The following is a 21801-nucleotide window of genomic DNA, read 5'->3' on the forward strand; positions in this document are numbered from 1 at the left end:
GCGCTAAGAGGGATTTGTCATGCCGGCTATCACCACTCAGGAAGAGCGGCTCGCACGCCGCGTCGACGACCTGACCGCCAACGACCCGCAATTCGCCGCCGCCAGGCCCGACCCGGCCGTCGCCGCGGCCCTCGAACGGCCCGGGCTGCGGCTGCCCCAGATCATCCGGACCGCGCTGGCCGGTTACGCGGAACGACCGGCGCTGGGACAGCGCGTCGTCGAGTTCGTCGAGGACCCCAAGACCGGGCGCACCTCGCTGGAGCTGCTTCCCCGCTACGAGACCGTCACCTATGGCGAGCTCGGCGACCGGGTCGACGCGCTGGCGCGCGCCTTGACGCACGGCTCGCTGCGGCCGGGCGACCGGGTGTGCGTGCTGGGCTTCAACAGCGTCGACTACGCCACCATCGACATGGCGTTGGGCGTCGTCGGCGCCGTGTCGGTCCCGCTGCAGACCAGCGCCGCCCTCACCCAGCTGCGGCCGATCGTGGCCGAGACCGAGCCGAGCCTGATCGCGTCGAGCGTCGACCAGCTGCCCGACGCCGTCGAGCTGATCCTGAGCGGCGTTCACGCCAGCCCCGCGCCCGCCACGCTGGTGGTGTTCGACTACCACCCGCAAGTCGACGACCACCGCGAGGCCGTCGACGCCGCCCGCGCCCGGCTGGCCGGCGCCGCCGTGGTCGTCGAGACCCTCACCGACGTCCTCGAGCGCGGGAAGGCCCTGCCCGCGACGACCGTCGCGGCGCCCGAGGAGCAGGACCCGCTGGCCCTGCTGATCTACACCTCCGGCAGCACCGGCGCGCCCAAGGGCGCGATGTACCCGCAGAGCAACGTCGGCAAGATGTGGCGGCGGTCGAGCCGGAACTGGTTCGGCGAGAGCGCCGCGTCGATCACCCTCAACTTCATGCCGATGAGCCACGTCATGGGGCGCGGCATCCTCTACGGCACCCTCGGCAACGGCGGCACCGCCTACTTCGCCGCCAAGAGCGACCTCTCGACGCTGCTGGAGGACCTGGAGCTGGTGCGGCCGACCGAGCTGAACTTCGTGCCGCGCATCTGGGAGACCCTCTACGGCGAATACCAGCGGCAGGTCGACCGCGGGGCCGGCGAGGCCGAGGTGATGGACGAGCTGCGGCAATACCAGCTGGGCGGGCGATTCATCTTCGCGATGACCGGCTCGGCGCCCATCTCCCCGGAGCTGAAGGAGTGGGTCGAATCCCTGCTCGAGATGCACCTGGTGGACGGCTACGGCTCCACCGAGGCCGGAATGGTGTTGTTCGACGGCGAAATTCAGCGTCCGCCGGTCATCGACTACAAGCTGGTCGACGTCCCGGACCTGGGCTACTTCGCCACCGACCGGCCGTATCCGCGCGGCGAGCTGCTGCTCAAGACGCAGAACATGTTCCCCGGCTACTACAAGCGGCCCGAGGTCACCGCGGGCGTGTTCGACGCCGACGGCTACTACCGGACCGGGGACGTCGTCGCCGAGGTCGGCCCCGACCGGCTGGTCTACGTCGACCGCCGCAACAACGTGCTGAAGCTGGCGCAGGGCGAGTTCGTCACCGTCGCGAAGCTGGAGGCGGTGTTCGGCAACAGCCCGCTGGTGCGCCAGATCTACATCTATGGCAACAGCGCGCACCCGTACCTGTTGGCGGTCGTCGTGCCGACCGACGAGAACGCGTCGAAGCGGGCGATCGCCGAGTCGCTGCAGCGCGTCGCCAAAGAGGCGGGACTCCAGTCCTATGAGGTGCCGCGCGACTTCCTCATCGAGACAACGCCATTCACGCTGGAGAACGGTCTGCTGACCGGCATCCGCAAGCTGGCGTGGCCGAAGCTGAGGCAGCACTACGGCGAGCGGCTCGAGCGGCTGTACGCCGAGCTGTCCCGGGGGCAGGCCGACGAGCTGGCCGAACTGCGCCGCACCGGCGCCGACCGTCCCGCGCTCGAGACGGTCAGCCGGGCCGCGGCCGCCCTGCTGGGCGCGTCGACCACCGACCTGTCCCCCGATGCGCACTTCACCGACCTGGGCGGAGACTCGTTGTCGGCGTTGACATTCGGCAACCTGCTGCGCGAGATCTTCGACATCGACGTGCCGGTGGGCGTCATCGTCAGCCCGGCCAACGACCTGGCGGCCATCGCCGACTACATCGAGGGCGAACGGCGGGGCACCAAGCGGCCCACCTTCGCCTCGGTGCACGGCCGGGACGCGGTCGAGGTGCACGCGAGCGACCTGACACTGGACAAGTTCATCGAGGCCTCGACGCTGGCCGCCGCGCCGACGCTGCCGCGGCCCAGCGCCGAGGTGCGCACCGTGTTGCTCACCGGCGCAACGGGTTTTCTGGGCCGCTACCTGGCGCTGGAGTGGCTGGAGCGGATGGACCTGGTCGACGGCAAGGTGATCGCTTTGGTGCGGGCCAAGTCCGACGCCGCCGCGCGGGAACGGCTGGACGAAACCTTCGATAGCGGCGACCCCACGCTGCTGGCCCACTACCGGGAACTGGCCGCCGACCACCTGGAGGTCATCGCCGGCGACAAGGGCGAGGCCAACCTCGGCCTGGACGCGGCGACCTGGCAGCGGCTGGCCGACACCGTCGACCTGATCGTCGACCCCGCCGCCCTGGTCAACCACGTGCTGCCCTACAGCGAGCTGTTCGGGCCGAACGCGCTGGGCACCGCGGAGCTGATCCGCATCGCGCTCACCACGAAGCAGAAGCCGTACGTCTACGTGTCCACGATCGGGGTGGGCGACCAGATCGAGCCGGGCATGTTCGTCGAGGACGCCGACATCCGCCGGGTCAGCCCGACGCGGCGGATCAACGACGGCTACGCCAATGGCTACGGCAACAGCAAGTGGGCCGGCGAGGTGCTGCTGCGCGAGGCCCACGACCTGTGCGGCCTGCCCGTCGCGGTGTTCCGCTGCGACATGATCCTGGCCGACACCACCTACGCCGGCCAGCTCAACCTGCCCGACATGTTCACCCGGCTGATGCTGAGCCTGATCGCCACCGGCATCGCGCCCGGCTCGTTCTACGAGCTGGACGCCGACGGCAACCGGCAGCGCGCGCACTACGACGGGCTGCCCGTCGAGTTCATCGCCGAGGCGATCTCCACGCTGGGCACGCGGGGCGGCGAGGGCTACCGGACGTATCACGTGATGAACCCGTACGACGACGGCATCGGCCTCGACGAGTACGTCGACTGGCTCGTCTCGCCAACTAACGGGGCCGGCTACCCGATCCAGCGCGTCGCCGACTACGGCGAATGGTTGCGCCGGTTCGACGGGGCCATGCGGGCCCTGCCGGAGCGGCAACGCCAGTACTCGCTGCTGCCGCTGCTGCACAACTACCAGAAGCCGGAGAAGCCGATCCGCGGATCGCTGGCGCCGACCGACCGGTTCCGCGCCGCGGTGCAGGACGCGAAAATTGGCCCGGACAAAGATATTCCGCACGTCGGCGCGCCGATCATCGTCAAGTACGCCACGGACCTGGAATTGCTCGGACTGCTCTGAGTCAGCCCTGGGGGTGTGGCCACCGCAGATACGCGGCGCCCGGCGACCCCGCCGCCGCGCCCCGGCGGCGCCATCCCCGCTTCGGCTCGCCTTCCGAAGGCCCGGATCGCTCCACCCGCGGCCTGGTCAGCGCGTCGGAGGCCGGCTCCTCCAACCCCGATAGGTACGACGGTTCGCCGCCCGGCGCCGACGGCACCGGTTCGAGGGGTTCGACGTCGCGCGCCAGCCGCACCGCGGTGCGGGCCAGGACGATCCCGGCCACGAAGATGATCAGCGCGCCCAGGCCCGAGAAATAGGACACCTCGAGCGCGGCCCGCTTGCGTTCGGTGGCGGCGACGGGATCGCCGGCGGACCCGATTCCCAACAGCGGCGCGATCTCGCCGCCGACGACGAACCACGCGCCGGCCACGACGGCCAGCCAGCCTCCCAGCATCGCGCTGACGCGATTTCCGGAAACGATCAACAGCAAGCCGCCCACCACGGTGGCGGCCCCGGGCAGCACCTCGAGCCAGCCCCGGGCCGATGTCCACGCCCAGTCCTGGTCGGGCGTGTACGCGAAATTGAAGTGGGGGCCGACGAACGGGATCAACGCGCCCCAGGCACCCAGGATGACCAGGAGCACGCCGCTGACCGCCCCGCGCGAACGCGGCATGCCCACCCTGCCTGAGTAGTCTTTTTCTGCGTGTTTCATCACATCTCCTCGATTGGCACCGGCTACACGGGCATCCGCTGGGTACCCGACCGCGCCGGGATGTAACCCGCTTGGCACCGCGAGCGCGGCCGGCAGGGGAAGCCCCCGCGGGAGCCCTGCACGCCCCGCTCGGTTGGGATAAGTTCTTGCTAGCGGTCACATGTCAAATAAGTGGTGGCTCCCCTTGACGTTATGTGGCGCTGACTTCGATGGAGGTTTCTGGCTTGTTCGCGATCGCAAACCCAGAGATGCTGGCGGCGGCGGCGCAGGACGTGGCGGGCATCGGCTCGACACTGACCGCGGCCCACGCGGCGGCAGAAGTGCCCACGACGGGCGTGCTGGCGGCCGCCGGTGACGAGGTGTCGGCGGCTATTGCGTCGACGTTTTCCGAATACGCGTCGGCATACCAGGCGCTGAGCGCGCACGCGTCGGCGTTTCACTCCCAGTTCGTGCAGGCGCTGGGTGCGGCGTCCGGGGCGTATGCCGGCGCCGAGGCGGCCAACGCGGCGCAGTTGCAGACGTTCGAGCAGAACGTGCTGGGTTTGATCAACGCGCCGACCAACGCGCTGTTGGGCCGCCCGCTCATCGGCAACGGCGCCAACGGCACGTCGGGCAATCCCAACGGCGGCGCCGGCGGGATTTTGTACGGCAACGGCGGTAACGGCTATAGCTTCACCAGCGGGACCACCACCGAGGTCGGCGGCAACGGTGGCGTTGCGGGGCTGATCGGCACCGGCGGGGCCGGCGGCGCCGGCTTTCTCGGCGGGGCCGGCGGTGCCGGCGGTCATGGCGGGTGGTTGTTCGGCAACGGCGGCGCCGGAGGCGCCGGAGGCGCGACGACCGTCACAGGCGCGACAGGTGGTGCCGGCGGGGCCGGCGGCAACGCCCCCATGTTCGGCTGGGGCGGCAAGGGCGGAGCCGGCGGTGACGCCGTCAATGGAACTGGTGGGGCCGGCGGCAACGGCGGCGCCAGCAGCGGACCCGGAGCGGTCGGCGGCGCGGGCGGCGCCGGCGGAAAGGGCTATACCGCCGGCGGTGCCGGGGGCACCGGCGGCGACGGAGGCGGTCTGCTCTTTGGCATGGGCGGTGCCGGCGGCGCCGGCGGCACCGGCCATGACATCGGGGGCGTCGGCGGCCAGGGCGGCGAGGCCTCTGCGCTCCTCGGCGCCGGCGTCGGCGGTGCCGGCGGCAGCGGCGGCACCGGCACCGACACCGGCGGCGCGGGCGGCCAGGGCGGCGTGGGCGCCGCCCTCATCGGCGCAGGCGTCGGCGGGGTCGGCAGCATCGGGGGCACCGGCACCGGCCTCGGGGGCGTTGGCGGCGCCGGCGGGCAGGGCGCCGCGCTCATCGGCGCGGGTCTCGGCGGGGTCGGCGGCGTCGGCGGGTTCGCCACCGACACCGGCGGCGCCGGCGGCCACGGCGGGCAGGGCGCCGCGCTCATCGGCGCGGGTCTCGGCGGCGTCGGCGGCGTCGGCGGTTTTGGCAGCTCCACTCACGTCGGAACCGGCGGCCATGGCGGCGACGGCGGCGACGGCGGCGGTCTCCTCAGCCTCGGCGTCGGCGGCCATGGCGGCACCGGCGGCAGCGGCGTCGAGCCTGCCGATGGCGGCAACGGCGGCAACGCCGGCTTAACTTCCGACGGCTCCTTCGAGCCGGCACTCATCGGCTACGGCGGTAACGGCGGCAACGGCGTCAACGGTGGGCATGGCGGCGCCGGCGGCAGCGGCGGTACATACGGTGGCGCTGGCGGGGCGAACGGATCGTCGTAGCCGCCTACTCGAACAGCCCGGCTTGGCCGAGCCCGGCGGCCCCGGCCGGCGGGGTCATGCCGAGGTGCGTCCAGGCCTGCGCGGTGGCCACCCGGCCGCGCGGGGTGCGCGCGACCATGCCGGCCCGGACCAGGAACGGCTCGCACACCTCCTCGACGGTGGCGGCCTCCTCGCCCACCGCGACCGCCAGCGTCGACACCCCGACCGGGCCACCGCCGAAGCCGCGGGTCAGCGCCGACAGCACCGCCCGGTCCAGCCGGTCGAGGCCCAGCTCGTCGACGTCGTAGACCGCGAGCGCGGACTTGGCGACGTCGCGGGTGATCACCCCGTCGGCGCGCACCTCGGCGAAGTCGCGGACCCGGCGCAGCAGCCGGTTGGCGATCCGCGGCGTGCCCCGCGAGCGCCGGGCGATCTCGGCACCGGCCTCGGCGCCCAGCTCGATGCCCAGGATCCCGGCCGAACGCGCCAGCACGCGCTCCAGCTCGGCGGGCTCGTAGAAGTCCATGTGCGCGGTGAAACCGAACCGGTCGCGCAGCGGGCCGGTCAGCGCGCCGGACCGGGTGGTGGCGCCGACCAGGGTGAAGGGCGCCACCTCCAGCGGAATCGACGTCGCCCCGGGGCCCTTGCCGACGACCACGTCGACCCGGAAGTCCTCCATCGCCAGGTAGAGCATCTCCTCGGCGGGCCGGGCGATGCGGTGGATCTCGTCGATGAACAGCACGTCGTGCTCGACCAGGTTGGACAGCATCGCGGCCAGGTCGCCGGCGCGTTCCAGCGCCGGGCCGGACGTCACCCGCAGCGAGGACCCCAGCTCGGCCGCGATGATCATCGCCAGCGACGTCTTGCCCAGCCCCGGCGGGCCCGACAGCAGGATGTGATCCGGTGTGCCGCCGCGGTTCTTGGCGCCCTCGATGACCAGCTGCAGCTGCTCGCGGACCCGCGGCTGGCCGATGAACTCCCCCAGCGAGCGGGGCCGCAGGCTGCCGTCGATGTCGCCCTCGCCGACGGTCAGCGCCGGCGAGACCTCGCGCTCGTCCGGGTCGTCGAACTCGCTCATTTCGATTTCCCGAGCAGCGACAGGGCGGCACGCAGGGCGCTGGACGTCGTCGCGTCGTGCTCGCCGGCCAGCACCTTGTCGGTGGCCTCCTCGGCCTGCTTGACCGCGAAACCGAGGCCCACCAGCGCCTCCACCACCGGGCCCCGCACCGCGTGGCCGTTGAGCGCCGGCGCGGCCCCGGCCGCCAGGCCGCCCACCTTGTCGCGCAACTCCAGCACCATCCGTTCGGCGCCGCGCTTGCCGATGCCGGGCACCCGGGTGAGCGCGGCCACGTCGCCGTCGTGCAGCGCCTGCCGCAGCGCCGCGGCGTCGTACACCGCCAGCGTCGCCATCGCCAGCCGGGGCCCGACCCCCGACACCGACAGCAGCGTGAGGAACAGGTCGCGGGTGTCGGAATCGGCGAACCCGTACAACGTCATCGAATCCTCGCGCACGATCATCGCGGTGATCAGCCGGGCCTGGGTTTCGGCCCGCAGCGTCGCCAGCGTCGACGGCGTGGCGTTCACCCGGTAGCCGACGCCGGCCGCCTCGATCACCACGTGGTCGAGCGCCACCTCGAGCACCTCGCCGCGCACCGAGGCGATCATCGGGCGGCCTTCGGCTTCGCCGCCAACGCGGCCCGGTGGGCGTGCCGCTGCCGGGCGGCCAGGGCGTCGGCCTTGGCTTTGGCCTCGGCCATCCGGGCGATCATCGGCGCGCGCCAACAGTGACAGATCGCCAGGGCCAGCGCGTCGGCCGCGTCGGCCGGCGTCGGTTTGGCTTGCAGCGCAAGGATTTTCGTGACCATCGCGGTGACCTGCGCCTTGCCGGCTGACCCGCTGCCGGTGACCGCGGCCTTGACCTCGCTGGGGGTGTGGAAGTGCACGTCGATGCCGCGCCTGGCCGCCGCCAGCGCGATGACGCCGCCGGCCTGCGCGGTGCCCATCACCGTCGTCACGTTGAGCTGGGAGAACACCCGCTCGATGGCCACGACGTCCGGGCGATGGGTGTCCAGCCAGTGCTCGACGGCATCGCCGATGGTCAGCAGCCGCCTGGCCAACGGGGCGTCCGACGGGGTGCGCACCACGTCGACGTCGAGAGCGACGACGTTTCGCCCGCGCCCGCTCTCGACGACCGACAGCCCGCATCGGGTCAGTCCGGGGTCGACGCCCATCACGCGCATTACCCGCTCCTTCGTACGAACAGCTGTTCGATAGCCTAGCGGTCGGGACCGACGGGTCCCGGTAGGACACGCGGCGCCCCGGCAAAAGCTGTTAACTTAAAGCCCACATTCGCTCGGCCGCCGCGTCAACGGAAGGGTTCGCGTGGGAACACTGCTGGTCGTCCTCGCGGCGGTGTTGTTCATCGCGTCCATCGTGGTGCTGGTGATCGCTTTGCGGCGCCCCGGGAAGGCGGCCCGGCCGGGCGGGCGTCAGGACCCGCTGTCGTTCAACGCGATGCCCCAGTTCGGGCCCCGCCAACTCGGCCCCGGCGCCATCGTCAGCTACGGCGGCGTCGACTACGTGGTGCGCGGGTCGGTGACGTTCCGCGAGGGCCCGTTCGTGTGGTGGGAGCACCTGCTGGAGGGCGGCGACCAGCCGATCTGGTTCAGCGTCGAGGAGGACGACGGGCGCCTGAAGCTGGCGATGTGGGTCACCCGCAGGGACGTCGCGCTGCAGCCCGGCGACCGGTACGTCGTCGACGGCGTGACGTTTCACGAGTCCGAGCGCGGCCGCTCCTCCTACACCACCGAGGGCACCACCGGCCTGCCGGCGGGCGGCGAGATGGAATTCCTCGACTGCGCCAACGCCGACGAGTCCGCGCTGCTGTCGTTCGAGCGCTGGGCCCCGGACATGCCGTGGGAGATCTCGACGGGCAAGCCTGTGGTGCCCGGCGAGCTCACCGTCTACCCGGCGCCGCCGCCCACTCCGGGATCGTAGGTGCCGCTTCATCGGCTCGCCGTGACCCCGGCGGACGTCTCCGGGGAAAGGCTGGGACTCGCGCTGAACGCGCCCGCGCCGCCGCCGCTGGCGGCCTGTTCGCTTGAGCACCCCGACGGCGGCGCGCTGCTGCTCGGGGTCCTCGGCGCCTCGCACGTCGTCGCGGTCGAGCACGCCGCGGGCCGCTTCTCCGAGCAGGTTTCCTGCACCGCCCGCGGCCATGGGGGCGACCTGCCGGACCGCACCGACGCCCCCGGCTACAGCCTGCAATCTCGGACCGAGACGCGCGACGAGGCCGCCTTCCGGCGTCTGGCCCGCGAGCTGCGCGACCGCTGCGCGCGCGAACCCGGCTGGCTGGGCGGCACCTTTCCGGGCGATGACGCCGCCCTGACCGCGCTGGCCGCCGAGCCCGACGGCGCCGGCTGGCGGTGGCAGACCTGGCACCTGTATCCGCGCCACCCCGTGGGGTCCGGCGGCACGGTGGTCCACACGGCGAGCCGGTGGCGTCCATGAGCCGCAATCGCCTGTTCCTGATTTCGGGCGCGCTGGCCGTCGCCGCCACCGCGTCGCTGATTTTTGGAATCACGTTGCTGCACAAGAACATCGCGTCCTACATTGCCAGCCACTACCAGGAGTACTCCTGGGACGCGAACGGGACGCGCTATGTCTGCACCGGGTCACCGGCCCGGGTCGCCGACGCGCTCGCCGCCTACCAGGCCCCCGAGGCGCGGGCCGCCAACGGCGACAACCAATACCTGCGCTACAGCAACGACATCGTGATCGTCGGGCCCGACGGCGATCGCCCGTGCAGCATCCGCGTGGAAAGCCTGAACGCCGGATACAACCACGGCGCGTTCATCTTCCTCGGCCCCGGATTTACCCCCGGATCCCCGTCGGGCGGTGCCGGCGGGACCCCCGGCGGTCCCGGTGGGACCAAGTGACGCCGCACCGGAGGAAAACACCCCTTTAGTTCAAGGAGACAACCATGTATCTCGCCGTCGAGATCGGAACCGTCGACCTCAACCCCGTTTTCAAGGGCGTGGTCGCGACGATCCTGTACTTCCTGGTCGGCATGGCGGTGCTGGTCGTGGGGTTCTGGATGGTCGACGTGTTGACCCCGGGGAAGCTGCGCCAACTGGTGTTCGTCGATCGCCGGCCCAACGCCGTCGTCATCGCCAGCGCGATGTACATCGCGCTCACCACCGTCATCATCAGCGCCATCGCCAACAGCTACAGCCAGCTGGGGCAGGGCCTGGTGGGCGTGGCGGTGTACGGGTTGATGGGCGTGCTGCTGCTGGGCGTGGCGCTGTTGACGCTGCACGTGGTGATACCGGGCAGCTTCCACGAGCACGTCGACGAGCCCGAGCTGCATCCGGCGTCGTTCGCGGTGGCGCTGATGCTGCTGGCCGTCGGAGGGGTGACCGCCGCCGCGGTGTCATGACGTCGGTCGAGGCCCCGGTTTCGGGGCGCTGGCGCGCGGTGCTGCTGGCCGCCGTGGCGGCGTGCGCGGCGTGCGGCATCATCTACGAGCTCGCGCTGCTGACGCTGTCGGCGAGCCTCAACGGCGGCGGCATCGTCGCCACCTCGCTGATCGTGGCGGGCTACATCGCCGCGCTGGGCGCGGGCGCCCTGCTGGTCAAGCCGCTGCTGGCGCACGCGGCGATCGCCTTCATCGCCGTCGAGGCTCTGCTGGGCATCGTCGGCGGCCTGTCGGCGGCGGCGCTGTACGTGGTGTTCGCGTTCCTGGAGGCCTCGGTCGGATCGACGTGGGTGCTGGCGGCGGGCACGGCGCTGATCGGCGGCCTGGTCGGCGCCGAGGTGCCGCTGCTGATGACGCTGCTGCAGCGCGGCCGCACGGCGCGCGCGACCGAGGCCGGCCGCACGCTGGCCAACCTCAACGCCGCCGATTACCTCGGCGCGCTGCTCGGCGGGCTGGTCTGGCCGTTCCTGCTGCTGCCGCAGCTGGGGATGATCCGCGGCGCGGCGGCCACCGGCATCATCAACCTGGCGGCGGCGGCCGTCGTCTCGGTCTTCGTGCTGCGCCGCGTCGTTTCCCCGCGCCAGCTGGCGACGGCGCTGTGCGCGCTGGCCGCCGCGCTCGCGCTGCTCGCCACGCTGCTGGTGCGGTCGGCCGACATCGAAACCACCAGCAGGCAACGGCTTTACGCCGACCCGATCATCGCCTACCGGCACACGGCCTATCAGGAGATCGTGGTGACCCGCCGCGACAACGACACGCGCCTCTACCTCGACGGGGGCCTGCAGTTCTCCACCCGCGACGAGTACCGCTACACCGAGAGTTTGGTCTATCCCGCGCTCGGCGGTGGCGCGCGCTCGGTGCTCGTGATCGGCGGCGGGGACGGCCTGGCTGCCCGCGAACTGCTGCGCCAGCCCGGCGTCGGAAGGATCATGCAGGTCGAGCTGGACCCCGCGGTCATCGACGTGGCCCGCACCACGCTGCGCGACGCCAACGCCGGCGCGCTGGACAACCCGCGCGTCGACGTCGTGATCGGTGACGCGATGACGTGGCTACGCGGTCCCGGCGGCCTCTTCGATGCGGTCATCGTCGACCTGCCCGACCCCGACACCCCCGTGCTGGGCCGGCTGTACTCGACGGAGTTTTACGCGCTCGCCGCCCGTGCGCTGGCCCCCGGCGGGCTGCTGGTCGTGCAGGCGGGCAGCCCGTTTTCCACGCCGGCGGCGTTCTGGCGCACGGTCTCGACGATCCGGGCCGCCGGCTATGCGGTGACGCCGTATCACGTGCACGTGCCCACGTTCGGTGACTGGGGCTTCGCCCTGGCGCGGCGCGGCGACGTCGCGCCGGCCCCGAAGATGCCCGCCGACGCGCCCCCGCTGCGTTTCCTCAACCAGCGGGTGCTGGACGCCGCCACCGTCTTCTCCGGGGACGTCGGCCCGCGCCTCTTGGAGCCGTCGACCCTGGACAACCCGCGCGTCGTCGACGACATGCGGCACGGGTACGAGTAGTCACTCCTCGATCAGGGCCAGGATCTCGTCGGGGATGTCGGCGTTGGTCCAGACGTCCTGCACGTCGTCGCTGTCTTCCAGGGCGTCGACCAGTCTCATGACCTTCTGGGCGCCGTCGGCGTCGAGGGGAACGGTTACCGACGGCTGGAACCCCGCCTCGGCGGAGTCGTAGTCGATGCCGGCGTCCTGCAGGGCGGTCCGCACCGCGACCAGGTCACCCGGCTCGGTGATGACCTCGAAGCTGTCGCCCAGGTCGTTGACGTCCTCGGCGCCGGCTTCGAGGACGGCGGTCAGCACGTCGTCCTCGGTCAGGCCGTTCTTTTCCAGGGTGACGACGCCCTTGCGGGAGAACAGGTAGGCCACCGACCCGGGGTCGGCCATGGTGCCGCCGTTGCGCGTCATCGCCACCCGCACCTCGCTGGCGGCGCGGTTGCGGTTGTCGGTCAGGCACTCGATCAGGACCGCCACGCCGTTGGGGGCGTAGCCCTCGTAGGTGATGGTTTGCCAGTCGGCGCCACCGGCTTCCTCGCCGGCGCCACGCTTGCGGGCCTTTTCGATGTTGTCGTTGGGCACCGAGCTCTTCTTCGCCTTCTGGATGGCGTCATAGAGCGTGGGGTTGCCCGCCGGGTCGCCGCCGCCGACGCGGGCCGCGACCTCGATGTTCTTGATCAGCCGGGCGAACATCTTGCCGCGGCGGGCGTCGATGACGGCCTTCTTGTGCTTGGTGGTGGCCCACTTGGAATGGCCGCTCATCGGTGTGACATCCCTCTTCTGCACCTCTTCTGTCGCTCGAAAGTCGCCCAACGAGTCTACGTGGGCGCGGACACTCGCCGAACGTCACGCCAGCGTGGCGGTCGCCGCCGGCGGTCACGCTGGCGTGACGCTCGGCGACGCGGGCTGGTCGGCGACGCGGGCTGGGTCAGGCGACGCGGGCTGGGTCGCCGACGCGGGGTGGGTCAGGCGACGCCGTTGACGATGTCGACGAACAGGTGGTGGATGCGACGGTCGCCGGTCATCTCCGGGTGAAACGCCGTCGCCAGCATCGGGCCCTGCCGCACCGCCACGATGTGGCCCGCCGCGCGGGCCAGCACCCGCACGCCGTCGCCGGCCCGCTCCACCCAGGGCGCGCGGATGAAAACCGCGCGCACCGGACCGTCGAGGCCGACGAACGCGATGTCGCCCTCGAACGAGTCGACCTGACGCCCAAAAGCGTTGCGCCGCACCGTCATATCGATTGCGTGCAGCGGCAGCGCCTGGCGGCCCCGCGCGCCCGCGTCGAGGATCTCGCCGGCCAGCAGGATCATCCCGGCGCACGCGCCGTAGGCGGGAAGCCCCTCGGCCAGCCGCGCCCGCAGCGGCTCGAGCAGGTCGAAGTCGAGCAGCAGGTGGCTCATGGTGGTGGATTCGCCGCCGGGGATGACCAGCCCGTCCACCGCGTCCAGCTCGGCGCGGCGGCGCACCGGCATCGACTCGGCCCCGGCCTCGCGCAGCGCCGCCAGGTGCTCGCGGGTGTCGCCCTGCAGCGCCAGCACCCCGATCCTTGGCGCGCTCACCGGCGTGCGGGCTGATGCCCGCGGGCGAAGCGGGTCAGGCCCTCCTGCATGACCGCCGCGACCAGCTCGCCGTACCGGTTGAAGATCTTGCCCTGACACAGCGAACGACCCGCGCAGGCCGACGGCGACGACTGGTCGTAGAGCAGCCACTCGTCGGCCCGGAACACCCGCATGAACCACATCGCGTGGTCCAGCGACGCCACCTGCAGGTGCTCGCGCTCCTCGAGGTGGGTGACTTGCGCCGAGCCCAAGAGGGTGAGGTCGCTCATGTAGGCCAGCGCGCAGATGTGCAGCACGGGGTCGTCGGGCAGCGGGTCGCGGTGGCGGAACCACACCTGCTGCTGGGCGGCCTTGCCGGGCACCAGCTGCAGGCGATCCCGCGGCACGATGCGGACGTCCCACTCCTCGAACTGCCGGAACCCGGCGTCCTCGAACACCTTGATCGAGTTCAGCCCGGGCAGGCCGTCCGGCGGCGGCGCGGCCGGCATGGCGTCCTGGTGGTTGATGCCTTCCTGATCGGTCTGGAACGACGCCGACATGGAGAAGATGGTCTCGCCGTGCTGGATGGCGTTGACCCGCCGGGTGCAAAACGAGCCGCCGTCGCGGAGGCGCTCGACGATGAAGACGGTGGGCGCCTGGGCATCTCCGGGCCGCAGGAAATAGCCGTGCAGCGAGTGCACCAGGTAGCGGGGGTCGACGGTGCGCACCGCCGACACCAGCGACTGGCCCGCCACATGGCCACCGAACGTTCGTTGCAAAAAACCCGAATCCGGGCTGAACACGCTTCCGCGGTAGATGTTGACCTCGAGCTGCTCGAGATCGAGGATCTGTTCGATCGCCACGACCGATTATTACCAGCCGCGCTCCGCGAGGCGATGCGGAGCGGCGATCTGTTCGACGTTGATGCCCACCATCGGCTCGCCCAGCCCGCGCGACACCTTGGCCAGCACGTCGGGGTCGTCGTAGAACGTGGTGGCCTTGACGATCGCGGCGGCGCGGTGCTCGGGGGCGCCCGACTTGAAGATGCCCGAGCCGACGAACACGCCCTCGGCGCCGAGCTGCATCATCATCGCCGCGTCGGCCGGGGTGGCGATGCCGCCCGCGGTGAACAGCGTGACCGGCAGCTTGCCCGCGCGGGCCACGTCGGCGACCAGCTCGTAGGGCGCCTGCAATTCCTTTGCCGCGACGTACAATTCGTCCTCGGACAGCGACGTCAGCCGGCGGATCTCGCCGCCGATGGCCCGCATGTGCGTGGTGGCGTTGGAGACGTCCCCGGTGCCGGCCTCGCCCTTGGAGCGGATCATGGCCGCGCCCTCGGTGATGCGTCGCAGCGCCTCGCCGAGGCTGGTCGCGCCGCACACGAACGGCACGGTGAACTTCCACTTGTCGATGTGGTGGGCGTAGTCGGCGGGGGTCAGCACCTCCGACTCGTCGATGTAGTCCACGCCGAGGCTCTGCAGGATCTGCGCCTCGACGAAATGCCCGATGCGCACCTTGGCCATCACCGGGATGGTCACCGCGGCGATGATGCCCTCGATCATGTCGGGGTCGCTCATCCGCGACACCCCGCCCTGGGCGCGGATGTCGGCGGGCACCCGTTCCAGCGCCATCACGGCGACGGCGCCGGCGCCCTCGGCGATGCGGGCCTGCTCGGGGGTGACGACGTCCATGATGACGCCGCCCTTGAGCATCTCGGCCATGCCGCGCTTGACCCGCGCCGTTCCCGTTGCTGCCCGACTCGACGCTGCGGCGCTGTCCATTGGCTCGTTCTTTCCCTCAACCATTGCGCTTCCACTCTAGTGGTCAGCGACGAGCGAGTTTCCCCGCGATCAGCGGATCGCCTCGGGGACGCCGGGGTTGCGGGCGCCATCGGCCAGCCGGTTGGCCGCGGGCAGCAACTCGCCCAGTTGCCGCGGGTAGACCTGTTCGCCGGCCGCGGTCAGCGCGGCGATGTCGTTCGCGTCGCACCAGCGGGCGCCGCGAATGTAGCGGTGCTCCAATTCGGTCCGTCCCGCAATGGACGGCTCGAACCGGCGGGTGCGGTGGACCAGGTAGAACTCCTCGCTGTCGATCAGCGAGCCGTTGAACTCGAAGACCTCGTCGCGCCGCCAGACGGGTCCGATCAAATCGGCCGGTGCGACCCGCAGGCCGGTTTCCTCGGCCAGCTCCCGCGCGGCGGCCTCGGCCAACCGCTCGCCGTGCCGCACCTCGCCGCCGACGGTGAACCACCACCTCGGCGCGGCCCCGTCCCGGAAGGCGGGGTTCGCCGGGTCCGACCCGCACAGCAGCAGGACCGCGCCGGTCTCGTCGAGCAGCACCGCCCGCGCCGAGGTGCGGTGGTTGGGCACGCCCGGCGCGCTCAGGTCGTCGTGCGCCAGCGCGTGCGGCCGCTCGACGATCTCGAAATAGCTTGGCAGCGCGGCGGTTCCGCCGAGCCGAAAGGCGCGCACCAGGCGTCGTTCGGCCAGCGCGAGGGTGTCCCGGACCGCGTCGTTGTGGAATCGGCGGGCCAGCACCACCCGGGCCTCGGCGTCGGCCAACTCGGCGACCAGGCCCGCCGGCAGCGACGCCGGATCGACTATCGCCAGCGCGGCCGACAGCTCGTTCTCGGCGTTCTCGCGCGCGGGCCGGGGCGCGTGTTCCGCGGCGTCGGCCAGCGCCGCCAGCCGGCCACCCTCCGAAGAACTCCCATACCCGTCGATCGCGACGGCGCGCGCCACCACCGCGCGCCGCGCCAGCGCGCCGTCCAGCGCCTGCCACGACAGGTCGTAGCGGACGTGGAGCCGGTCCAGCCGGTTGGCCGTGCGGTACGCCCAGCCTCCGGCCAGCGCGACCAGCGCCACCAGCACCACGATGGCGATGATCGGCCAGATCATCAGCTGGCCACCTGCACCTTGGCGCCCGACCCGGCGACCGTCTCGTACACCCGCATGATCTGGCCGGCCACCACCGACCAGTCGTAGCGGCGGACCGCCGCCGAGGCGGCCGCGACGTAACGTTCGCGCAGCACGTCGTTCTCCAGGACTTCGATCAGCGCGCCGGCCAGCGCGGCGGCCTGCAAATCTGGGGGGTCCACCGGCACCAGCCGCCCGCACTCGCCGCCGCGCAGCACGCGCCGGAAGGCGTCCAGGTCGCTGGCCACCACCGGGGTGCCGGCGGCCATCGCCTCGACCAACACGATGCCGAAGCTTTCCCCGCCGGTGTTGGGCGCGCAATAGGCGTCGGCGCTGCGCATCGCGGACGCCTTCGCGGCGTCGTCGACCTGGCCGAGAAAGCGCATGTGCTTCGCCAATTCGCCGGCCTGGTCGCGCAATTCGTCCTCGTCGCCGCGCCCGACGATCAGCAGCTGCACGTCCGGGCAGCGCCGCACCACCCGCGGCAGCGCGTCGAGCAGCACCGCCATGCCCTTGCGGGGTTCGCCGTAGCGGCCCAAAAACAGCACCGTCTTGCCCGGCCGCGGATAGCCGTCCAGCCGCGGCGCCGCGGCGAACGCGGCGACGTCGACCCCGTTGGGGATCTCCACCGCGTCGGTACCCAGCGCCTCCATCTGCCAGCGCCGGGCCAGGTCGGACACCGCGATGCGGCCGACGATCTTCTCGTGCATCGGGCGCAGGATGCCCTGAAACACCGTCAGGGTCAGCGACTTGGTGGTCGACGTGTGAAACGTCGCCACGATCGGCCCCTCGGCGATGTTCAGGGCCAGCATCGACAGGCTCGGCGCGTTGGGCTCGTGCAGGTGCAGCACGTCAAAGTCACCCTGTATGAGCCACCGCCTGACCTTGCGGTGGGTGGCCGGGCCGAACCGCAGCCGGGCCACGGACCCGTTGTAGGGAATCGGGACGGCCTTGCCCGCGGAGACGACGTAGTCGGGCAGACAAGCCTGCGGCGACGCCGGCGCCAGGACGCTCACCTGATGCCCGCGGGCGCGCATCACCTCGGCCAGCTGCAGCACGTGGGACTGCACCCCGCCCGGCACGTCGAACGAGTACGGACAGACCATCCCGATCCGCATCAGGTGTCCTCGAGCCGCGCCAGTTTGACCCGCCTTTCAGTGGGCAGGTCGGCCAGCCACTGCGGCTGCAGCATGTGCCAGTCCTCGGGGTGGGCGGCGATGTTCTTGGCGAACCGATCGGCGAGCGCCTGGGTGATGGCTTGGGTGTCGCCGCCGGTGCAGTCCAGCGCCGGGCCTATCCACGCGACCCAGCCGTTGCCCTCGAACCAGCAGTGCGTCGGCAGCAGCGCCGCCCCGGTCTGCAGCGCGAGCTTCGCCGGTCCCGCCGGCATCCGGGTGGGTTCGCCGAAGAAGTCGACCTCGACACCGGTGCGGGTCAGGTCGCGCTCGGCCATCAGGCACACCACCCGGTTGGCCCGCAGCCGTTCGCACAACACCTCGAAGGGCGGGCGGGCGCCGCCGGAGAGTGGCAGCACTTCGAAGCCGAGGCTTTCGCGGTAGGCGATGAAGCGCCGGTACAGCGACTCGGGTTTGAGGCGCTCGGCGACGGTGGTGAAGGTGCCGTGGGCGTGCGCCAGCCACACCCCGGCCATGTCCCAGTTGCCGCTGTGCGGCAGCGCGAGCACCGCGCCGCGGCCCGCGGCCAGCGCCGCATCCAGATGGTCTTGCCCCAGCACCGAGTCGTGCAGCTGGCGGGCCAGCGCGGGCAGGTTCATCGTCGGCAGGCGGAAGGCCTCCCGCCAGTAGCGACCGTAGGAGGCCAGCGCGGCGCGCATCAGCGCGTCGGGCACCTCGTCCGGCGCCACACCGATGACGCGGGCCAGGTTCTTGCGCAGCTGGGTCGGGCCGCCGCGGCGGGCCGCGTACCGCGCTCCGGCGTCGAACGCGGTGCGGGCGGCGAACTCCGGCAGCGCCCGCATGGCCATCCAGCCGGCCGCGTAGGTCCAGTCGGTCGCGGTGCCCGTCACCAGGCGGCTCCCGGGGATCACGGCTCGCTCGTTCCCGCCGTGGGGCCCATGGGATCGCCGGCCCCCGGCGAGGTCCGCACCGTGTGCAGGCGCTGCGCGCAGGTGACCAGGCTGGCCGCCGCGAGCAGCCACATCGCCACCGGTAGCGCCGGCGGCCAGGGGACGAACGGGAAGTCCGAGACGCCGGTTCCGACCAGCACGATGATCAGCCGTTCGGGCCGTTCGATGATGCCGCCGCCGCCGCGCAGCCCGCTGGCTTCGGCGCGGGCCTTGATGTAGGAGATCACCTGCGAGGTGATCAGGCAGATCAGCGTCGCCGCCACCAGCAGTTTGTCGCGCAGGCCGAAGGCGATCCACCACAGCAGGCCGCAGAACACCGCGCCGTCGCTGACGCGGTCGCAGGTGGCGTCCAGCACCGCGCCGAAGCGGGTGCCGCCGCCCCTTTCCCGGGCCATCGCGCCGTCGAGCATGTCGAAGAGCACGAAGAACGACACCACCACCGCGCCGGCGAACAGCTTGCCCGTCGGGAACAGCGCCAGCGCCCCCGCCACCGCCACGACCGTGCCCACGATGGTGACGGCGTCCGGCGTCAACCCCACCCGCAGGCATGCCCTGGCGGCCGGAACGGTGAGCCGCGCGAACGCCGCCCGGGACAGGAACGGCACCTTGCTCATGAGCGCCGCCCCTCCTCATCGCTGCGCTCTGCATCGTCGCCGCCGCGGCTCATGACTGCCGTGCCCACTCCGTGGCCAGCAGCCGGCGGGTGTCGCGCAGCAACTGCGGGATCACCTTCGACCCGCCGACGATGGTGATGAAGTTGGCGTCGCCACCCCAGCGGGGCACGACGTGCACGTGCAGATGCTCGGCCAGCGATCCCCCCGCCGACGTTCCCAGGTTCATGCCGACGTTGAAGCCGTGCGGCCGCGACACGCCCTTGATGACGCGAATCGCCTTCTGGGTGAAGGCCATCAGCTCCGCGCTCTCCGCGTCGGTCAGGTCCTCGAGCTCGGAGACCCTCCGGTAGGGCACCACCATGAGGTGCCCGGGGTTGTAGGGGTAGAGGTTGAGCACGGCGTAGACGAGTTCGCCGCGAGCGACCACCAGGCCGTCTTCGTCGGGCAGCTGCGGAATGTCGGTGAACGGCTGCTCGGTCTTGCCGTTGTCGCGCTTCAGCGGCGCCTCGGCCAGATACGTCATCCGGTACGGCGTCCACAACCGCTGCAGGTGGTCGCGCTCGCCGACGCCCCTGTCGACGATGGTCTCCTCGGTGCGGCCGGGACGCTCGTCATCACTCACCGACGGCGACTTTCACCAGTTCGGCTGCGGGAACGGCGTTTTCGCGATCGGCGATCCACTTCACGATGGCATCGACCGCGCTGTCGCGGCGCACGCCGTTGATCTGCGTGCGGTCACCGAAGCGAAAGCTCACCGCCCCGGCCTGCACGTCGCGGTCGCCGGCCAGCAGCATGAACGGCACCAACTGGGCGGTGTGGTGGACGATTTTTTTGGCCATCCGGTCGTCGCTGGCGTCCACCTCGACTCGCACGCCGTGTGACTTCAGCTGCGCCGCAACGCTTTCCAGGTAGGCGACGTGCTCGTCGGCGACGGGGATGCCGACCACCTGGACGGGCGCCAGCCAGGCCGGGAACGCCCCCGCGTAGTGCTCGGTGAGGATGCCGAAGAACCGCTCGATCGACCCGAACAGCGCGCGGTGGATCATCACCGGGCGCTGGCGGGTGCCGTCCCGGGCGGTGTATTCCAGCCCGAAGCGCTCCGGGAAGTTGAAGTCCAGCTGAATGGTCGACATCTGCCAGGTGCGCCCGAGCGCGTCCTTGACCTGCACCGAGATCTTCGGGCCGTAGAACGCCGCGCCGCCCGGGTCGGGCACCAGGTCCAGGCCGGATTCGGCGCCCACCTCGGCCAGCACGTTGGTGGCTTCCTCCCACACCTCGTCGGAGCCCACGAACTTCTCCGGGTCCTTCGTCGACAGTTCGAGGTAGAAGTCGGTGAGGCCGTAGTCGCCGAGCAGGTCGAGCACGAACCGCAGCAGTGAACGCAGCTCGTCGCGCATCTGGTCGCGGGTGCAGAAGATGTGCGCGTCGTCCATCGTCAGGCCGCGCACCCGGGTCAGCCCGTGGATCACGCCGGACTTCTCCAGGCGATAGACGGTGCCGAACTCGAAGAGCCGCAACGGCAATTCGCGATACGACCGCCCGCGTGCCCCGAAGATCAGGCAGTGCATCGGGCAGTTCATCGGCTTGAGGTAGTAGTCCTGGCCCGGCTTGCGCAGCGAGCCGTCGTCGTTGTACTCCGCGTCGATGTGCATAGGCGGGAACATGCCGTCGGCGTACCAGTCCAGGTGGCCCGACGTGTGGAACAGCTGGGCCTTGGTGATGTGCGGGGTGTTGACGAATTCGTAGCCGGCCTCGGCGTGCTTGCGCCGCGAGTAGTCCTCGAGCTCCCTGCGCACGATGCCCCCCTTGGGGTGGAAAACCGCGAGGCCCGAGCCGATTTCGTCGGGGAAGCTGAACAGGTCCAGCTCGACGCCCAGCTTGCGGTGGTCGCGGCGCTGGGCCTCGGCGATCAGCTCCAGGTGGCGGTCGAGCGCCTCCTGCGACTCCCACGCGGTGCCGTAAATGCGTTGCAGGCTGGCGTTTCTCTGGTCGCCCCGCCAGTAGGCGGCGGAGCTTCTGGTCAGCTTGAACGCCGGGATGTGCTTGGTGGTGGGGATGTGCGGTCCGCGGCACAAATCGCCCCAAACCCGTTCCCGGGTGCGGGGATTGAGGTTGTCGTAGGCGGTGAGCTCGTCGCCGCCGACCTCCATGACGTCGGGGTCGCCGGACTTGTCGTCGACGAGCTGGAGCTTGTAGGGCTCGTCGGCGAGCTCCTCGCGCGCCTGGTCCTTGGACTCGTAGACCCGCCGGTCGAACAGCTGCCCGTCCTTGACGATCTGGCGCATCCGCTTTTCCAGCTTGTCCAAGTCCTCGGGCGTGAACGGCTGCGCCACGTCGAAGTCGTAGTAGAAGCCGTCGGTGATCGGCGGCCCGATGCCCAATTTGGCGTGCGGGAACAGGTCCTGGACGGCCTGGGCCAGCACGTGCGCGGTCGAATGCCGGATGACGCTGCGGCCCTCGTCGGTGTTGGCGGCCACCGGGATCACCTCGGCGTCGGCGTCGGGAGCCCAATTCAGGTCGCGCAGCTTGCCCTCGGCGTCGCGGACCACCACGATCGCGTCGGGCGCGCCCCGCCTCGGCAGCCCGGCCGCACCGACCGCGGCGGCCGCGGTGGTCCCGGCGGCAACCCGGATCGGGGCTTGCGGGTGGCCGCCATCGGCTCGCGGGGCGGGCTGTGCGGGGGCGCTCATCGGGTTGGTCTCCAGGGTCGGTTGGGGTGACTGATAAT

21 protein-coding genes are annotated in these 21801 nt (G+C 71.4%); 7 read left to right on the forward strand and 14 right to left on the reverse strand.

What is annotated here, in order from left to right; all coding sequences use genetic code 11:
• Positions 1 to 19: 19 nt before the first annotated feature.
• Entirely contained in the window at positions 20 to 3505 is a 3486-nt protein-coding gene (gene car, locus G6N25_RS00720) for a carboxylic acid reductase (protein WP_083072608.1), read from the forward strand.
• A 1-nt stretch (position 3506) separates the two neighbouring features.
• Here car and G6N25_RS00725 read toward each other — a convergent pair whose 3' ends face one another.
• Positions 3507 to 4196 (reverse strand): hypothetical protein, encoded by a 690-nt coding sequence (locus G6N25_RS00725; protein WP_083072609.1) that lies wholly within the window; start codon positions 4194 to 4196, stop codon positions 3507 to 3509.
• A 248-nt stretch (positions 4197 to 4444) separates the two neighbouring features.
• On the opposite strand from G6N25_RS00725, the gene G6N25_RS24545 reads away from it, so the two are divergent.
• On the forward strand, positions 4445 to 5965 hold the full coding sequence (locus G6N25_RS24545) for a PE family protein (RefSeq protein WP_232065901.1): 1521 nt from the start codon (positions 4445 to 4447) through the stop codon (positions 5963 to 5965).
• A 4-nt stretch (positions 5966 to 5969) separates the two neighbouring features.
• Here G6N25_RS24545 and ruvB read toward each other — a convergent pair whose 3' ends face one another.
• From ruvB to ruvC, 3 genes are read right to left on the reverse strand one after another with little or no spacing between them, the layout of a single operon-like run.
• Positions 5970 to 7022 (reverse strand): Holliday junction branch migration DNA helicase RuvB, encoded by a 1053-nt coding sequence (gene ruvB / locus G6N25_RS00735; protein WP_083072611.1) that lies wholly within the window; start codon positions 7020 to 7022, stop codon positions 5970 to 5972.
• The gene (ruvA, locus tag G6N25_RS00740; RefSeq protein ID WP_083072612.1) at positions 7019 to 7609 is read right to left on the reverse strand and encodes a Holliday junction branch migration protein RuvA; all 591 of its coding nucleotides are present in this window, start codon (positions 7607 to 7609) and stop codon (positions 7019 to 7021) included. Before ruvA ends, ruvB begins: the two co-directional genes overlap by 4 nt.
• Positions 7606 to 8184, reverse strand: coding sequence for a crossover junction endodeoxyribonuclease RuvC (gene ruvC / locus G6N25_RS00745; protein ID WP_083072613.1), 579 nt, complete (start codon positions 8182 to 8184; stop codon positions 7606 to 7608). The genes ruvA and ruvC overlap by 4 nt, the downstream gene beginning before the upstream one ends.
• Before the next feature lie 142 nt (positions 8185 to 8326).
• Here ruvC and G6N25_RS00750 point away from each other — a divergent pair, with 142 nt between their 5' ends.
• From G6N25_RS00750 to G6N25_RS00770, 5 genes are read left to right on the forward strand one after another with little or no spacing between them, the layout of a single operon-like run.
• Positions 8327 to 8941, forward strand: coding sequence for a DUF4178 domain-containing protein (locus G6N25_RS00750; RefSeq protein WP_083072614.1), 615 nt, complete (start codon positions 8327 to 8329; stop codon positions 8939 to 8941).
• Positions 8942 to 9454 (forward strand): DUF2617 family protein, encoded by a 513-nt coding sequence (locus G6N25_RS00755; protein WP_083072615.1) that lies wholly within the window; start codon positions 8942 to 8944, stop codon positions 9452 to 9454.
• Positions 9451 to 9882: a DUF4247 domain-containing protein gene (locus G6N25_RS00760; RefSeq protein ID WP_083072850.1), complete on the forward strand. Its 432-nt coding sequence runs from the start codon at positions 9451 to 9453 to the stop codon at positions 9880 to 9882. Before G6N25_RS00755 ends, G6N25_RS00760 begins: the two co-directional genes overlap by 4 nt.
• Positions 9883 to 9926: 44 nt before the next feature.
• Positions 9927 to 10382, forward strand: a complete 456-nt coding sequence (locus G6N25_RS00765) for a DUF350 domain-containing protein (protein WP_083072616.1) — start codon at positions 9927 to 9929, stop codon at positions 10380 to 10382.
• A complete protein-coding gene (locus G6N25_RS00770) occupies positions 10379 to 11926 on the forward strand; it encodes a polyamine aminopropyltransferase (RefSeq protein WP_083072617.1) in 1548 nt (515 codons plus the stop codon). The genes G6N25_RS00765 and G6N25_RS00770 overlap by 4 nt, the downstream gene beginning before the upstream one ends.
• Here G6N25_RS00770 and G6N25_RS00775 read toward each other — a convergent pair whose 3' ends face one another.
• The 10 genes from G6N25_RS00775 to thrS form a co-directional block, all read right to left on the reverse strand.
• Positions 11927 to 12679: a YebC/PmpR family DNA-binding transcriptional regulator gene (locus tag G6N25_RS00775; protein ID WP_083072618.1), complete on the reverse strand. Its 753-nt coding sequence runs from the start codon at positions 12677 to 12679 to the stop codon at positions 11927 to 11929. It abuts the gene before it with no gap.
• Positions 12680 to 12882: 203 nt separating this feature from the next.
• Positions 12883 to 13479 (reverse strand): pyridoxal 5'-phosphate synthase glutaminase subunit PdxT, encoded by a 597-nt coding sequence (gene pdxT / locus G6N25_RS00780; protein WP_083072619.1) that lies wholly within the window; start codon positions 13477 to 13479, stop codon positions 12883 to 12885.
• Positions 13476 to 14321, reverse strand: coding sequence for an acyl-CoA thioesterase II (gene tesB / locus G6N25_RS00785; RefSeq protein ID WP_083072620.1), 846 nt, complete (start codon positions 14319 to 14321; stop codon positions 13476 to 13478). Before tesB ends, pdxT begins: the two co-directional genes overlap by 4 nt.
• A 9-nt stretch (positions 14322 to 14330) precedes the next feature.
• Complete coding sequence (gene pdxS / locus G6N25_RS00790; protein WP_083072621.1) at positions 14331 to 15239, reverse strand: pyridoxal 5'-phosphate synthase lyase subunit PdxS; 909 nt, start codon at positions 15237 to 15239, stop codon at positions 14331 to 14333.
• Positions 15240 to 15308: 69 nt separating this feature from the next.
• Positions 15309 to 16355 (reverse strand): NUDIX hydrolase, encoded by a 1047-nt coding sequence (locus G6N25_RS00795; RefSeq protein ID WP_083072622.1) that lies wholly within the window; start codon positions 16353 to 16355, stop codon positions 15309 to 15311.
• On the reverse strand, positions 16355 to 17491 hold the full coding sequence (locus G6N25_RS00800; protein ID WP_083072623.1) for a glycosyltransferase family 4 protein: 1137 nt from the start codon (positions 17489 to 17491) through the stop codon (positions 16355 to 16357). The genes G6N25_RS00795 and G6N25_RS00800 overlap by 1 nt, the downstream gene beginning before the upstream one ends.
• Positions 17491 to 18420, reverse strand: a complete 930-nt coding sequence (locus G6N25_RS00805) for a phosphatidylinositol mannoside acyltransferase (RefSeq protein WP_083072624.1) — start codon at positions 18418 to 18420, stop codon at positions 17491 to 17493. Before G6N25_RS00805 ends, G6N25_RS00800 begins: the two co-directional genes overlap by 1 nt.
• Positions 18417 to 19073 (reverse strand): phosphatidylinositol phosphate synthase, encoded by a 657-nt coding sequence (gene pgsA, locus G6N25_RS00810; RefSeq protein WP_083072625.1) that lies wholly within the window; start codon positions 19071 to 19073, stop codon positions 18417 to 18419. Before pgsA ends, G6N25_RS00805 begins: the two co-directional genes overlap by 4 nt.
• 49 nt (positions 19074 to 19122) lie before the next feature.
• On the reverse strand, positions 19123 to 19695 hold the full coding sequence (locus G6N25_RS00815) for an HIT family protein (RefSeq protein ID WP_083072626.1): 573 nt from the start codon (positions 19693 to 19695) through the stop codon (positions 19123 to 19125).
• Positions 19688 to 21763 (reverse strand): threonine--tRNA ligase, encoded by a 2076-nt coding sequence (gene thrS, locus G6N25_RS00820; protein ID WP_083072627.1) that lies wholly within the window; start codon positions 21761 to 21763, stop codon positions 19688 to 19690. The genes G6N25_RS00815 and thrS overlap by 8 nt, the downstream gene beginning before the upstream one ends.
• Between the last annotated feature and the right edge of the window lie 38 nt (positions 21764 to 21801).

Origin of the sequence: Mycobacterium heidelbergense (assembly GCF_010730745.1) — a bacterium.
GTDB classification, from domain to species: Bacteria; Actinomycetota; Actinomycetes; order Mycobacteriales; family Mycobacteriaceae; genus Mycobacterium; species Mycobacterium heidelbergense.